Below are 246 nucleotides of genomic sequence, written 5' to 3' on the forward strand. Positions count from 1 at the left end.
TACGTGCGCCCGTATCGGCGGCGCAACAAGACCGATCGCAACGACTGCGACGCCATTCTGGAAGCAGCACGCTGCCAGGATATTCGCCCGGTGCCAGTCAAAAGTGTGCAACAGCAGCAAGTCCAACAGCTGCATAAGTTGCGCGAGGGTTGGAAGAAGTCCCGCGTGCAACGCATCAACCTGTTGCGCGGCATCCTGCGTGAGGCTGGGGTTGAAGCACCGAACGGCATCAAGCCATTTCTGCGC

The 246-nt window shown here is 59.8% G+C and carries 1 protein-coding gene; it reads left to right on the plus strand.

The window, feature by feature from the left end:
• Window positions 1-246 (plus strand): IS110 family transposase (locus LO50_RS23140; RefSeq protein WP_152624009.1); only part of this gene is annotated, 246 nt, incomplete at both ends.

This window comes from Stutzerimonas stutzeri (assembly GCF_000935215.1).
GTDB lineage: Bacteria > Pseudomonadota > Gammaproteobacteria > Pseudomonadales > Pseudomonadaceae > Stutzerimonas.